The following is a 14,517-nucleotide window of genomic DNA, read 5'->3' as shown; positions in this document are numbered from 1 at the left end:
GTTCAGCGGTAATTCGTCAAAATTAGCCCCTTATTCTGCCTTTTTTTTATCGTATGACTCCGTTAAATCGTCATGTGTGCTCTTGTTCCATAATGGAACTCCAGTACGATGGGCAGAGCGGCTCATGATCTGTGCCCCAACGGGTGCCGTTAAAAACACGAATAAAATAGCCAGTAAAATTTTGCCAATAAACTCCGCTTCAATCACCCAAAAGTATAAAAAGGTAGCAAAAACTAAAAATGCGATGCCTAGAGTGGCGCTTTTCGTCGCTGCATGGATTCTTGCGTAAATATCAGGAAGCCTTACCAGGCCGATTGAGCCTAAAAGACTAAAGAAAATGCCGATGATAATTAAAATACTAATCAGGATTTCTATCAATGACTAAGCCCCTCTCCCAATATTTTGCCAGTGCAACGGAGCCTATAAAGGCAAGAATGGCAATCAACAATACAACTTCTGAGAAAGCAGCTGTTTCTAAAGACATCATCATAAGTCCAACAAAGCCTACCATGTTAAGCCCGAATGCATCAAGAGCTACAATACGGTCGGGGACAGTCGGTCCTATGACAACCCGGTATGTGCACAATACCAGCGAGACAGCCATTGCTATTAGAGCGATATTTACTACAATATCCAGCATTACTTTCTCACCTCCAGAATAGCTTTTTCGAATTTATTTTGGACATCTTCAATCATGGCCTTACGGCTCTCGATGTCGATGTTGTGAATATAAATATACTTACTGTCCAGCGAGTAGTCCATAACAAGAGTACCGGGCGTTAAGGAGACAAGGCAGGACAGCAGGCTGATTTCCCACTTCTTTGTTAAATTGGTAGGAACAGCGACAATACCGGGCTTGTGTTTAAAAGTCGGGCTCAGCACAATCTTCACCATATCGATATTGGCAATGAAAAGTTCTTTTATAAAGAGCCAAAGCAGTGCAAAAACTGCTTTGACACGCCGGAAATAAAACTCAAACGGCAGGATTTTCTGAAGGATGTATAGAACACCAAAGCCGATAACGTAGCCGATGATAAAATCTCCGATGGTGAAGCTGTTCTGCAGAAGCACCCATATAAATGCAATGAATACATTTAATACAATCTGAAAGGCCATGCGATCTACTCCCCTAACACCGAATTAATATAAATAGATGGTTCAAGCAGTTCCTCGGCAATTCCATACGAGTAGCTGAAAATAGGTTCAGCGGCAAAGCCCAGAACAATGGTTAAGAGAACCAGCGGAACAATAGGAAGAAGGATAGGGCCGATTTTTTTAGCTGCCTGTTCGTCCGTGTGTTTCTGCTCCCCCCAGAATGCATAAATGAATATCTTCAGCATGGAGAACAAGGTGAGCAGCCCGACTAAAAGGGCTACGCCTGTAATAATGTAGCGTCCTTCCTCCATACCGGAGAGAATCAGCGGAAACTTACTGAAGAATCCGCTGAGCGGTGGTATACCGGCAAGAGAAACGGCGGTAATAAAGAACATCCAGGCTAACAGGGGATGTGTTTTTAAAATTCCGCCCATTTTCTTCAGGTCCGTCGTGCCGGTAATGGATTCTGTTGCACCGCTGAATAAGAATAAAGCGGATTTAACGATAATGTGGTGGGCAATATAGTAGATGGCACCTGCCAGGGCAAGCGGGGTGAATATCCCAAGCCCCATTACCATATAGCCGACCTGGCTGATGATGTGATACGAAAGAATTCGTTTGAAGTCAAACTGTGATACCGCTCCAAGAACTCCAAAGAACATCGTAAAGCCGGCCAGTGCAAGAATAATGTTATGCGTAAATCCAATATCGTGATTAAATACTAACGTGAACAAGCGGATAATCGCATAAATCCCGACTTTTGTTAATAGTCCGCCAAACAGGGCTGCAACAGCAGAAGGGGGACCGTAATATGATTTAGGCAGCCAGAAGTATAAAGGAAACAAAGCACCTTTGGATGCAAATACGATAAGAAGCAGAATGGCGATAACATTCATAATGCCGTCCTGCCCGGTTTCTTCCACGCGCACTGCCATGTCTGCGAAATTCAGCGTGCCAAGTGCTCCGTAAATATAAGCAACACCTATTAGGAAAAGCATTGAGGCAAATACATTAATAACAACATACTTAAAAGATTCGCGCAGCTGGTATTTGGTTCCTCCCATCACTATAAGAATATAGGAGGCCAGCAGCATTACTTCAAAAAATACAAACATATTAAACAAGTCACCGGTTAAAAACGCACCGTTTACACCGGCGAGTAGAAATAGATAGAAGGGATAGAAATAAAACTTTTCCCTTTCGGTTGAAATGGTGCTGAAAGCAAAGAACAAACAGACAACACCGACAATACTGGATAAAATCACCATCATGGTCGCGAACATATCTGCGACGAAAACAATGCCAAATGGTGCCGGCCATTCTCCCATTTCCATTGTAGCAATGCCATTTTGATAAACGTCAATGGCAAGGACAACAGAGACTGCAAGCATGGCCAGAGCGGTTAGAGAAGTAATAACTCTCTGAGCCTGATGCTTTTTTGCAAGCAGTATGAGTATCGAACCAATTAAAAAGGGCAGGAGTACGGGTAAAATTATTAAACTATTCATCGGAAGTACCTCTCAACTGATCAAGATCATCTGTTTTGTGTGCGTCATACGTTCTATAAGCCAGTACCAGCAGAAAAGCAGTTAAGCCGAAGCTGATTACAATGGCTGTCAAAATAAGCGCCTGGGGCAGCGGGTCGGCGTAGCTGGCGGCTTCCTCTCCAAGTAGAGGAGGAAAACCACGCTGCAGGCCTGCCATCGTTAAAAGAAGAAGATGGGCCCCATGGGAAATGATAACAACCCCAATGACGACGCGGAAAATGCTTCGGGAAAGCATCAAATAAGTTGCTACCATAAAGAGGACGCCGGCTGTGATCGACATTAGTATTTCCATTACGCATCCTCTCCAATCGCTAATATAATAACTAGTGCTACAGCTACAACGGCTAAATAGATCCCCAGGTCAAACGGAACAGCTGTAGTCAGGTGAACCTCGCCAAACAAAGGAAGCTGTACGTACCGATCGTACTGATTAAGAAAGGCACTTCCTAAAAACATGCTTACCATTCCGGTAACGAGCGAGATAATTAACCCGATGGCAATAATATTGACGTAGTTAAAAGCAAGAGCTTTTCTGATGGACTGAATATCAAATGCCAAGTACAAAAGCAGCAGGGCAGAAGCGGTCATTAAGCCCCCGATAAATCCACCGCCGGGATTGTTGTGCCCGGCAAAGAATAAATAAATAGAGAAGGCAAATATTAAAAACGTTACTACCCGCGTAACGGATTGGAGAAGCAGATTATTTGTCTTCATACATCCTCCCTCCCTGTCATGCGCAGTTTAATTAGAGTAATAACACCTAATGCGGCGATCGCAAGCACCAGAACTTCGAGAATGGTATCAAGTCCACGAAAGTCGACGAGAATAACGTTAACCATATTTTCCCCGGCAGCAAGATCGTAGGAATTATCTATAAAGTACTGGGAAATGGATTCAAGACCGTTTTCCTGGCGGAAAGCATACGTGCTTAATCCAATAAGAGTAACCATCACACCGACACCAACTGAAATAATCGCATTCGTTACCTGAATTCTCGGTTTTGTGCGTTCTTTTGTCAGCTTAGGAAGGTGCTTGAATACCAGCAGCAATAATACAACAACTACTGTTTCAATAAGAAACTGGGTTAAAGCAAGGTCGGGCGCGCTGAATGCGACAAAGAAGATCGCAACGAGAAATCCTAAGGCGCCTACAATAATAATGACGGCCATTCTATCATTCACAAACGGCACGGCAAGTGTAGTCAGAATAAAGAGCGGTACGAGCACCCACATAAACCCTGGAATAGAAGAAAGGTTCTCTGTAGGCATAGTGAAAGCATCGTAACGGAACATCGTATAAGCAAGCAGCAGAACAATAAATATGGACATATAGGCCAGGTAATCACGAAGTCTTCCTGTAATCTGTGCCCGCGTTATTTTCTGTGATCCCGTTACAAGTCCGCTCAGTGATCCATCGTAAAGCGGATTAAGAATGTCGCTTTCTTTTTTATAAATGGCAAGTGAAGACCATTTCTTCATAAGAATAAACAATAGTGTTCCAAGGGCAATAACTCCCATTGTCATAAACAACTCCAGCTCAAAACCGTGCCAGAGGTAAATATCAACATAAAAACGTTCGCCGCCTGTCATAACACCGGGCAGTATGCTCTGCATAGCCGGCTCAATTAACGAGTAAGCCAGCAGGTTTGGAAACAAACCGAAAACAATAACAAGAATAACCAGAATAATCGGGCTTATTAACATGCCGATCGGTGCTTCATGAACATGCTTATCGAAGTTTTCCGGCTTGAATTTTCCGGTGAACGTTTTAAAGAATAGAATCAAGCAGTATAAAAAGGTGAAGATGCTGGCGACCCAGGCAATAATCGGAAACAGCATGCCAAATGTCTGCATGTTCCAGGCCGTAATCTCAGTCGCTTCCAGCATACTCGTAAAAAACATCTCTTTACTGATAAATCCGTTAAATGGTGGAATACCGGCCATTGAGGCGGCACCAACCATGGTGATGGTAAACGTAACCGGCATAATAGCCATCAGGCCGCCGAGGCGGTTAATATCCCTCGTACCGGTTTCATGATCAATAATACCGACAGCCATAAACAAACTTCCTTTGAAAGTTGCATGGTTTATCAGGTGAAAGATAGCCGTCATAATAGCTGCATGGTAAAGGGCAGTTTCTACACCGTCATTAAAATAGAGCGAGGCAGACCCGACCCCGAGAAGCGACATAATCAGGCCGAGCTGACTGATAGTGGAGAAAGCGAGAATCCCTTTTAAGTCTTTCTGGCGGACCGCAGACAGCGAGCCCCAGAATAAGGTGAATAAACCAACGCCGGATACAATCCAGAACCACTCGGGCACGCCTGCAAAAACAGGAGTGAAACGCGCGACGAGATACAGACCGGCTTTAACCATCGTAGCGGAGTGCAGGTAAGCACTGACCGGTGTTGGAGCTTCCATGGCATCCGGCAGCCAGATATGGAATGGAAACTGGGCGGATTTAGTAAAGGCACCCAGAAGTACAAGGATCATTGCCGGAATAAACAAATTACTTGCCATAACAAGATCAGCACTGGCGATTGTTTCCTGAATACTGAATGTGCCGGTGATGCTGTAGAGCATGGCAAAGCCGCCGAGCATGGCAAAGCCGCCGAATACAGTGATAAGCATCGATTTCTGCGCGCCGTAAATGGATTTATCACGCTGAAACCAGTAGCTGATCAACAGGGCAGAAGAAAGGCTTGTTAATTCCCAGAAGACGTAAAGCACAATCATGTTATCGGAAATAACAACACCGAGCATAGCGCCCATGAACATAAGAAGGTAAACATAAAAGTTGTTTAACGCTTCTTTTTTCTTATCTAAGTAATAGATAGAATAAAGTACAACCAAAGCGCCTATTCCAGTAATAAGGAGGGCAAATAAAATACTCAGCCCGTCCAGATAAACGGTATAGAAAATTTGAAGCGAAGGCACCCAGGATGCAGAGGCTTCCACGACACCTCCCTGGGAAGTAGTTTGTACCATCTGCTGCAGAAAATACCCAAACAAAGCAAGTGGAAGAATAAAGACGAACCACCCAGTATGTATTTTGGGGATGTAGCGGTAAAAGAAAGGGATAAGGATGGCCAATAAAAATGGAGAAATAATGGCCCAATGTAAAAACGTCATAATGTCTGTCCTCCTTGTATAATAAAAAGCATGAAATGATGTAAATGTTCTGACAATAATCCATTTGTCAGAAGGCTGTGCCTAAAAAAAGATGCACAGCTGAGGGCATCCATAGGAAAGCGAATATAAAATGTAATGTATTCACAGTACCGCATGCAAGTATTTTGTATTTTCGTTAACTGTATACTTTATAAATCAGCCTGCAAAGCATCCTTTGGCACAAAAAAGGTGTAAGCTGGTTTATAAACACACAGACAATGAAAATTATAACGTAAAAAAGTAAAGCGTGCATCCAAGAGCACCGCTTCACAGCTGTATAGAAGAGTTAAAATACCAATTTTCTTAAATATGAAGAAACACGCTGAAAATAAAATGTATTACATTTTATTGAACACGATAAAAGGAGAAGGATATCAGCTGCCGCAGGCGGATTCCATTTGAAAAAAATCAATGCAGAGGTTATACTATTTCCTTAGAAAGCCGACGTATAGCGTGCTTTTAACGAACAATAAAAGCCGTTGAATAAATAAAAGGATGTGGCCGCGTGCTTAAGCGTTTTATACCAAATGAATATATTCCTTCCGTATATGATTTAGATCTGGATCAGCTTCATGAAAGAAATATTAAAGGCATCATAACGGATCTGGATAATACTCTGGTAGAATGGGACAGACCTGAGGCGACACCAGAACTGCTGAGCTGGGTAAAGCTTGTAAAAAATAAAGGGTTCCAGGTTACCATTGTGTCCAATAATAATAAAAAAAGAGTAAGCGCATTTTCAGAACCGAGCGGCATTACCTTCATTCATTCAGCAAAAAAGCCTCTCGGACGGGCATTTAGAAAAGCGAAAAAAGACATGGGACTGCACACAAACGAAGTCGTTGTTATTGGAGATCAGGTGCTGACAGATGTATTTGGCGGAAACCGCTCCGGTTTTTACACTGTGCTTGTCGTTCCTATTGCAAAAACAGATGGAATGCTTACTAAAATCAACCGCAACATTGAAAGAAGAGTACTGAAACGACTGAAAGACAAAGGTCATGTTCAGTGGGAGGAATCATAATTGACAGAGGAACTAGTATGTTCGGGCTGCGGAGCAGCCATTCAGACCGAAGAGCAGAATAAAGCGGGGTATACTCCGGAATCAGCGCTGGAAAAAGACATTATTATATGCCAGCGCTGTTTTCGTCTGCGCCACTACAATGAAGTACAGGATGTGGAATTAACGCATCAGGATTTTTCCAACAAGCTTCATGAAATTGGCAGCCAGAAAGCGTTGATTGTAAAAGTGGTGGATATTTTTGATTTAGAAGGAAGCTGGATTTCAGGCTTTCACCGGTATACAGGCAATAACGATGTTGTGCTTATTGCCAACAAGGCCGATCTGCTTCCTAAGTCAGTCAATCAGAACAAAGTCGTGCAGTGGCTGAAAAAACAGGCTAAAGATCAGGGCCTGACCGCAAAAGATGTGGTATTAATCAGTGCTTCTAAAAACCAGGGCGTGGAGGAAGCCGCGCAGCTGATTGAGAAATACAGACAGGGCAGCAATGTGTTTATAACCGGCTGTACCAATGTAGGAAAGTCTACCTTCCTGAATCAGATCATTCGATTGTTCAGCGGAGAAGATGATGTTCCTATTACCACCTCCCATTTTCCGGGAACGACGCTTGATATTATAGAAGTAATGCTCGAAGACGGTAAACACTTAATTGATACACCTGGAATTATTAACAACCGTCAGCTTATTCATCAGATGCACAGCAGTGACTGGAAAAAAATGATGCCCAAAAAAGAAATCAAGCCTATTATTTATCAGCTTCAACCCGGACAAACTTTGTTTGTAGGTGGATTTGCACGGCTTGATTTTGAAGAAGGAGAACGGAACTCCTTTGTGGCTTATTTTGCAAATGAGCTGAAAATTCACCGTACCAAGCTTGAAAATGCGGATGATTTAATGGCCAACCATTTGGGAGGTATGCTTTCGCCCCCATCTCCTAAATCCGTAGAAAAGCTTGGCAAGTGGAAACGGTATGAGTTTGTTATAAAAAAAGATAAAACCGACATTGTTATTGCAGGACTGGGCTGGTTTTCTGTTCCTAAAAAAGGAGCAAAAATCAGCATACACGTGCCGGAAGGAACCGGTGTTTCGTTAAGGGAGGCGATTGTGTGACAGACAGCATAAAGCTTCTTGGGCTTTTCGGCCACCCGGTTCATCATTCATTATCTCCGGCCATGCATAATAAAGAATTCGGTGCCCTGAATCTTCCTTATTATTACCAATCATTTGATGTAGCGCCGGCTAATTTAAAAGAAGCCGTATCCGGTATCCGGGCGCTGGGGATCCGGGGAGTCAATGTAACCATTCCCCATAAAGTAGACGTTATGCAGTACCTGGACGACGTGGAAGAACATGCCAAAATGATCGGTGCAGTCAACACGATTGTTAACGAAAACGGGTACCTCACCGGATATAATACAGACTCAAAAGGATTTATGGATTCTTTAAAGGAAGAAACGACGGCTGATATTAAAGGGAGCAGAATTCTTGTTATCGGAGCAGGAGGAGCTGCCAGGGCCGTCCTAACGGGGCTGTGGAGCAGTGGGGCAGCGGATGTCTGCCTGACGAACCGCAGTATGGAAAAAGCAGAACATCTGGCGGAGAAATTCCAGGGCAAGCTTGCTTTAAACGTATGGTCCAAAGAAGAGGCTGTGTCCAAAAATAATGAATATGATATTATCATTAATACGACATCTCTTGGAATGAGTCCAAATAAGGAAACAAAACCGTGGCCGTCCGATCGGATTAAGCCCGGCTGTATTTGCTGTGATCTAATTTATAATCCATTAAAAACAGCCTGGCTGCAGGAAATGGATGCAAAAGGAAACGAAACGTTAAATGGGCTTGGCATGTTTGTCAGGCAGGGAGCGGCCTCTTTTGAAAAATGGACAGGCACGTATCCTGATGTTCATCGAATGAAAGAGACGGTTCTGCAGAACTTAGGAGGAAAATAAATGTCATTATCCAACAGCCAGAAAAAATATCTACGAAAGCTCTCCCATAAACAAAGCCCGGTTTTTCAAATAGGAAAGCAGGGGCTGAGCGAGAACCTGGTCAAACAGACCGAAGATGCTTTAGAAGCAAGAGAACTGATCAAAATTAACATTCTACAGAATTCAGATGAAGAAGTGAATGAAGCAGCAGAAGCGATTGCATCTGCAGTGAACGCAGAAATCGTCCAGACTATTGGAAGTACGATGGTTTTATACAAAGAATCAAAAAACAGCAAAAAGATCGAACTTCCCAAATAAGGTGGCTGAAACATGTCGGAAAGAATCGGTATAGTAGGAGGGACATTTGATCCTCCCCATATAGCTCATTTAATGCTTGCTGAAGAAGCACTTCATTCTCTTCATTTAGATGAGGTCTGGTTTATTCCGGTGTATACTCCGCCTCACAAAAACATGAAATCAGACAGTACGCCTGAACAGCGGCTGGAACTTATTAAAGCGGCAGTGAAAGACCATCCGGGTTTTCGTGTATCCACTATCGAATACGAGCGGCAGGGTCCCTCTTATTCAATTGATACCATCCGGACATTAAAAGAAAAATACACGGACGCTTCTTTTTATTTTATTATAGGCGGAGACATGAAGGCGCAGCTCCATACGTGGAAAGATATTGCGCGTTTGAAAGAAATGGTTACTTTCGCTGTAGCAGACCGGCCAGGCTATTTTGCTGAAAAAATGAATGAAGATGGTATACAATATATAGAGGCACCTTTATTGGATATTTCTTCAACCGATATAAGAGAAAGAATAAAGCTTGGCAAAAGCATTCGTTATTATGTAACAGAGGACGTACGACACTTTATTGAAAAGCAGGGATTGTATGAATAGAGCAGACGCACTGGCTCTGGTAGAGCCACATTTAACAGAGCACCGCTATATTCATACGATAGGAGTAGCGGATACCGCGCTGAAACTTGCCGCCAATACAAATGTAGACAAAACCAGACTCGAACTGGCTGCGATATTTCATGACTACGCTAAATTCAGGGATAAGCAGGAAATGCGGGCGATTATTGAGCAGGAGGATTTCGATCCGGACTTTCTTTTCTATGGGGATGAACTGCTGCATGCTCCGGCGGGATCGTATTTAGTGAAAAAAGAGATAGGGATACAAGACCCCGACATACTTTCAGCGATTACCTGGCATACGACCGGAAAGCCGGACATGACAATGATGGAAAAGATTTTGTTTCTTGCCGATTATATTGAGCCCAACCGCACCTTTCCTGGCGTGGAAGAAGTAAGGGACCTTTCCGCTTCCAGCCTCGATGAAGCCATCATAAAAGCCCTGGCAAATACGATTCACTTTCTGATGAAAAAGAGACAGCCGGTTTATCCGGGAACACTTGCCACGTATAATCAACTAGTTTTTAAATTCCGAAAGGGGAATGTAAATGAAAAGTAATGAAATTTTGGAAAATGCCCTTCGTTCTGTAGATGAAAAAAAAGCGGAGAATATTGTAGCTCTAAATATGCAGGGAATTTCAACAATGGCGGACTACTTTGTTATTGTAAGCGGCCAATCTTATAAACAGGTTCAGTCTATTGCAAGAGAAGTCCGGAAAAATGCATTGGAAAATGAATATGATGTAAAGAAAATGGAAGGTTTTGACGAAGGGAAATGGATCTTAATAGACATCGGCGATGTTATTGTCCATGTTTTCCATGAGGAAGAACGGATGTACTATAATCTCGAAAAACTATGGGGAGATGCACCGGAAGTAGAAATTAAAAAGGTGCTTTCTTAATCAGCCGGTGAACGTATATGGTGATTTTTCGAAGGTGTACGATGAATTAATGGGGGATGCCCCTTATGCCAAATGGAACAATTGGCTGATGGAGGCTCTGCCGTCCGATACTAACCCCCGCCAGACAAAGCTGCTGGACGCCGGCTGTGGTACAGGAACGATGCTGCGCCATATGCTTGATAACGGCTTTGATGCACAGGGGATGGATCTTTCTGTTGATATGCTGACGGTAGCCAGAGGCAAGCTTAACGCTGCCGGCTATCGTCCGCTCTTGTTTCAGCAGGATTTATCCGAGCTGGAGGCGCCAAGTCCTTATGCTGTAGTGACGGCATTTTGTGATACGATCAATTATTTGACAGACGAAGATACTGTTAAGCGTGCGTTCAAGGCAGTATATGCCAACCTGGAAACAAAAGGGAGATTTCTGTTTGATGTTCATTCGGTTTTTTATATGCAGACCATACTAAATAACTTTGCTTTTTCTGAAGTAAGGGAAAACCTCGCATATATTTGGAACTGCTTTGAAACAGAAAACCGGAATGAGATCATTCATGAGCTTACTTTATTTATAGAAAATGCAGAAGGTTTGTACGAACGTTCGGATGAAGAACATGTGCAAAAAGCCTTTACGCTGGAGCAGTACAGTCAGTGGCTTTCAGAGGCGGGCTTTTCTTCCGTGCAGGTATATGCGGATTTTTCCTTTAACCGACCAGGGCCGGAAAGCGAGCGGCTGTTTTTTATCGCAGAAAAAGATTTACAATATTAGGATAACCGTCTAAAATAAGAGAGAATCCCGGTTCATGCCGAGGATCTCTCTATTTTTTTACCCCGATTACCCCTTCCCGCTTTACATCCATTACTCTAAGTACTCATTTCTCTTGAAGGGAGGTGAAAAACGATTGAAAAAAGTCCATATGGTTGGAGCGGCTGCCGCCGCAGTTTTTATTATGGGCATTTTTGTATTTCTAATAGTTTCTCCGTCTACGGAAAGCACGCAGGGGAGAGAAACTATGGCAGATGACTATTTTTTGGATAGTCAGCCGGACATTGAAACAAACGAAGCTGAACTGGAAGCCTCTGTATCCGAACCGGCATTTATTATGGTGGATGTTAAAGGAATGGTAGCTTCTCCAGGTGTCTATGAACTGCAGCAGAACAAACGCATTGTAGACGCTGTAGACATGGCAGGCGGCCTGGCGGAATATGCTGATGCTGCACAGGTGAATTTTGCAGCCCGGCTTCAGGATGAGATGGTAATTTATGTTCCAGCTGAAGGAGAAGAAGCGGATCATTTATTAATGGAAAGCTCCGTGTATGAAACAGACGGGGACCAGGAAAGTAAAATCAGTCTCAATACAGCGGAAGCTGCTGATTTGGAGACACTTCCTGGTATTGGTCCTGCAAAAGCTGCTGCGATACTGGCATACCGTGAGGAAAACGGTCTGTTTGCATCGACAGAAGAAGTAAAAGAAGTCTCAGGGATAGGAGACAAAACCTACGAACAGCTGCAGGATAGTATTACCGTAGAATAAAAATCCAACAGAAAGATTCTGTCTAATGAACTTATTAATTGCTGTATCAGCTGCACTGCTCAGCATTGCTGCCGTTTATTATGCTTATCCACTTTTCCTTCTTTGTCTGCTTCCGATCTTATTTCTGTATGCCTGGTGGAAAACTGGACAAAAACGGTCATTGTTTTATTGTGGCATGGTTTTCCTTCTTTTTTTGGTGCGGATGGAAGTGGCGGAAAAGAATAATGATTCTGTTTTTAATGAACCACCCGCGCACCTGGAGGCAGTCATTCTAACTACTGCGGCAGTGGACGGGGATCAAGTACAGTGGATGATGCGGGACGTGCATCATCAGGAGAAACTCTTCGTGACGCTGTACCTGACTGAAGAAAACGAACGGGAACAGATAGAAGCACTGACGCCGGGTTCGATATGCCGGGTGGAGGGAACATGGAAAAAGCCGGCACCCGCCTCTAACTTTGCCGCTTTTGATTATAAAAGCTATATGTACAAGCGGCAGGTTCACTGGACAATCGAGGTCTCCGGCGTAGATAATGTTCTATGCAGCCATCAGAAACAGGGTTCTTTTTTGTTCACAGTTCACCAATGGCGTGATTTTGGCATTAAACATATTCAACAGCAGTTTCCGGAGGAGCTGCAGGGGATCGGCAGCGCTCTTATTTTTGGAAACCGTAATGAACTCGACCCCGGGGTGGAGAAAGCTTATCAGCAGCTGGGGCTGATTCATCTGCTGGCGGTCTCCGGGCTTCATGTTGGTATTATAAGCGGCGTCCTGTATTACGGGGGACTCCGCTCAGGCATAACACGGGAGCGGATGAGCTGGATCCTCATTGGGTTTCTTCCGTTGTATGCTCTGCTGGCCGGTGGGGCGCCTTCGGTGTGGAGAGCGGTTTTAATTGCGATGCTTGTGCTTCTTTACCAGCGTTTCGCCAAAAAGTCGCTTCCGCCTGTTGGTGCGCTTGGAACCGCGGCTCTTGTTATGCTCTGGGCAGATCCTTATTACATCTGGCATATAGGGTTTCAGCTTTCTTTTTTTATTAGTTTGAGCCTGTTGTTGTCTTTTCCACTTTTGCAGAGACTGCCTTCGCTTCCTCTTCAGTTGTTTAGTGTATCTGCTGTCGCTCAGACCGCGTCCCTTCCTATTATTCTCTATCACTTTTATGAATTTTCTCTGCTCAGCTATGTATTAAATATTGCCTTTGTGCCTTTTGTTTCTCTTTTTCTTCTGCCTTTTTGTTTTTTTATATTCTTTCTATCTCTGTGTATGCCTTCGGCCGCTGGCTTACTCATGAAGCCGGCAGAAGCGGGTATTCGTCTTTTGCATAATAATCTGCAGTTGGCAGCAGAAAGCCGTGTGCTGCAGGTAGTAACGGGGAAGCCGGATCTCCTGGAGCTGCTTTTTTTAAGTGTATCGCTCCTGTTTCTTTTTGCTGAGATAGAAAAAGGACATCGAACAGGTACATTCCTCGCGGCGGGATCACTTACGGTTGTGTTTGGCTGGCTGCTTTTTTCACCTTATTTTGATTCGAAAGGAGCTGTAACGGTAATTGATGTAGGGCAGGGAGATAGTATATTAATAGAGCTTCCGTACCGGAAAGGAGTCTACTTAATTGACGGTGGAGGAGCGCTTTCGTTTCCCCGGGAGGAGTGGCAGGAGCGGAAAGAGCCCTATGACCCGGGAGATCGTGTCGTTGTTCCTGTTTTAAAATCAAAGGGAATTCGTACGATTGACAAACTGATCGTTACACATGGGGATATGGATCATTACGGCGGGCTGTATGCTGTCCTAAAACATACAAACGTACATCAGGTCCTGTACGGAAGAAGTGCCGAAGAGAAAGAATCGGAACAACATTTTCTGGAAACGGTCCATCAACACGGAATTCCCATTGTGTTCGCTGAAAAAGGAATGACCTGGAAAGAAGGAGAACAGTATTTTCAAGTATTAGCTCCATTGCACAATAAAGCGAGTGGAAATGAAGCCTCCATTGTTTTGTATGCCGTGATGGGAGGGCGGAGCTGGCTTTTTGCCGGGGATTTGGAAGAACAGGGAGAAAAGCAGGTGATGGAGGCGTTTCCCGGTTTGAAAGCGGATATATTAAAAGCCGGCCACCATGGCAGCAAAACGTCTACATCTGCGTCCTGGGTTCAGCAGCTCGACCCTAAAGCAGCTTTATTATCATCCGGACGCTGCAGCCGATTTGGTCATCCTCATCAGGAAGTACTGGATATACTGGAAGCGCATGAAGCTGCTATTTTCCGCACAGATGAAAAAGGGGCCATCGAAATTGCTTTTAACTACAAAGATATCCTTTCGATCCACCAGGCAGGAACAGTCATTCTAAACGATCAATGCGGAAGCTGATTCATACAATACAAAAAGAAGCCCCCTGAA

General features: G+C 43.9%; 17 protein-coding genes. 10 read left to right on the top strand and 7 right to left on the bottom strand.

Annotated features, from left to right (window positions below; translation table 11 throughout):
• Positions 1-30: 30 nt before the first annotated feature.
• From mnhG to AC5W2J_RS07170, 7 genes are read right to left on the bottom strand one after another with little or no spacing between them, the layout of a single operon-like run.
• On the bottom strand, positions 31-378 hold the full coding sequence (gene mnhG / locus AC5W2J_RS07200; RefSeq protein ID WP_496058798.1) for a monovalent cation/H(+) antiporter subunit G: 348 nt from the start codon (positions 376-378) through the stop codon (positions 31-33).
• Positions 359-640: a Na(+)/H(+) antiporter subunit F1 gene (locus AC5W2J_RS07195; RefSeq protein WP_496058797.1), complete on the bottom strand. Its 282-nt coding sequence runs from the start codon at positions 638-640 to the stop codon at positions 359-361. Before AC5W2J_RS07195 ends, mnhG begins: the two co-directional genes overlap by 20 nt.
• Entirely contained in the window at positions 640-1,116 is a 477-nt protein-coding gene (locus AC5W2J_RS07190; RefSeq protein ID WP_496058796.1) for a Na+/H+ antiporter subunit E, read from the bottom strand. The genes AC5W2J_RS07195 and AC5W2J_RS07190 overlap by 1 nt, the downstream gene beginning before the upstream one ends.
• A gap of 5 nt (positions 1,117-1,121) precedes the next feature.
• The gene (locus AC5W2J_RS07185; protein WP_496058795.1) at positions 1,122-2,603 is read right to left on the bottom strand and encodes a Na+/H+ antiporter subunit D; all 1,482 of its coding nucleotides are present in this window, start codon (positions 2,601-2,603) and stop codon (positions 1,122-1,124) included.
• Positions 2,596-2,934: a Na(+)/H(+) antiporter subunit C gene (locus AC5W2J_RS07180; RefSeq protein ID WP_496058794.1), complete on the bottom strand. Its 339-nt coding sequence runs from the start codon at positions 2,932-2,934 to the stop codon at positions 2,596-2,598. The genes AC5W2J_RS07185 and AC5W2J_RS07180 overlap by 8 nt, the downstream gene beginning before the upstream one ends.
• Complete coding sequence (locus AC5W2J_RS07175) at positions 2,934-3,356, bottom strand: Na(+)/H(+) antiporter subunit B (RefSeq protein ID WP_496058793.1); 423 nt, start codon at positions 3,354-3,356, stop codon at positions 2,934-2,936. The genes AC5W2J_RS07180 and AC5W2J_RS07175 overlap by 1 nt, the downstream gene beginning before the upstream one ends.
• Entirely contained in the window at positions 3,353-5,773 is a 2,421-nt protein-coding gene (locus AC5W2J_RS07170) for a Na+/H+ antiporter subunit A (RefSeq protein ID WP_496058792.1), read from the bottom strand. The genes AC5W2J_RS07175 and AC5W2J_RS07170 overlap by 4 nt, the downstream gene beginning before the upstream one ends.
• 544 nt (positions 5,774-6,317) lie before the next feature.
• On the opposite strand from AC5W2J_RS07170, the gene AC5W2J_RS07165 reads away from it, so the two are divergent.
• The 10 genes from AC5W2J_RS07165 to AC5W2J_RS07120 all read left to right on the top strand — a co-directional run bounded on the left by AC5W2J_RS07165 (position 6,318) and on the right by AC5W2J_RS07120 (position 14,487).
• Complete coding sequence (locus AC5W2J_RS07165; RefSeq protein ID WP_496058791.1) at positions 6,318-6,836, top strand: YqeG family HAD IIIA-type phosphatase; 519 nt, start codon at positions 6,318-6,320, stop codon at positions 6,834-6,836.
• Positions 6,837-7,943 (top strand): ribosome biogenesis GTPase YqeH, encoded by a 1,107-nt coding sequence (yqeH, locus tag AC5W2J_RS07160; RefSeq protein ID WP_496058790.1) that lies wholly within the window; start codon positions 6,837-6,839, stop codon positions 7,941-7,943.
• The gene (aroE, locus tag AC5W2J_RS07155; protein ID WP_496058789.1) at positions 7,940-8,785 is read left to right on the top strand and encodes a shikimate dehydrogenase; all 846 of its coding nucleotides are present in this window, start codon (positions 7,940-7,942) and stop codon (positions 8,783-8,785) included. Before yqeH ends, aroE begins: the two co-directional genes overlap by 4 nt.
• Positions 8,786-9,082 (top strand): ribosome assembly RNA-binding protein YhbY, encoded by a 297-nt coding sequence (gene yhbY / locus AC5W2J_RS07150; protein ID WP_496058788.1) that lies wholly within the window; start codon positions 8,786-8,788, stop codon positions 9,080-9,082. It abuts the gene before it with no gap.
• A 12-nt stretch (positions 9,083-9,094) separates the two neighbouring features.
• Positions 9,095-9,670 (top strand): nicotinate-nucleotide adenylyltransferase, encoded by a 576-nt coding sequence (nadD, locus tag AC5W2J_RS07145; RefSeq protein WP_496058787.1) that lies wholly within the window; start codon positions 9,095-9,097, stop codon positions 9,668-9,670.
• Positions 9,663-10,247: a bis(5'-nucleosyl)-tetraphosphatase (symmetrical) YqeK gene (yqeK, locus tag AC5W2J_RS07140; protein WP_496058786.1), complete on the top strand. Its 585-nt coding sequence runs from the start codon at positions 9,663-9,665 to the stop codon at positions 10,245-10,247. The genes nadD and yqeK overlap by 8 nt, the downstream gene beginning before the upstream one ends.
• Positions 10,237-10,590, top strand: a complete 354-nt coding sequence (gene rsfS, locus AC5W2J_RS07135) for a ribosome silencing factor (RefSeq protein ID WP_496058785.1) — start codon at positions 10,237-10,239, stop codon at positions 10,588-10,590. Before yqeK ends, rsfS begins: the two co-directional genes overlap by 11 nt.
• A gap of 7 nt (positions 10,591-10,597) precedes the next feature.
• Complete coding sequence (locus AC5W2J_RS07130) at positions 10,598-11,356, top strand: class I SAM-dependent DNA methyltransferase (RefSeq protein WP_496058784.1); 759 nt, start codon at positions 10,598-10,600, stop codon at positions 11,354-11,356.
• Between the two features lie 133 nt (positions 11,357-11,489).
• Complete coding sequence (locus AC5W2J_RS07125) at positions 11,490-12,122, top strand: helix-hairpin-helix domain-containing protein (protein WP_496058783.1); 633 nt, start codon at positions 11,490-11,492, stop codon at positions 12,120-12,122.
• A gap of 25 nt (positions 12,123-12,147) precedes the next feature.
• Positions 12,148-14,487, top strand: coding sequence for a DNA internalization-related competence protein ComEC/Rec2 (locus AC5W2J_RS07120; RefSeq protein WP_496058782.1), 2,340 nt, complete (start codon positions 12,148-12,150; stop codon positions 14,485-14,487).
• The last annotated feature ends 30 nt before the right edge of the window (positions 14,488-14,517 follow it).

Source organism: Sinobaca sp. SA16-1 (genome assembly GCF_059510515.1).
Note: the sequence above shows the minus strand (reverse complement) of the source record. Positions and strands in the feature narration are given on the sequence as shown.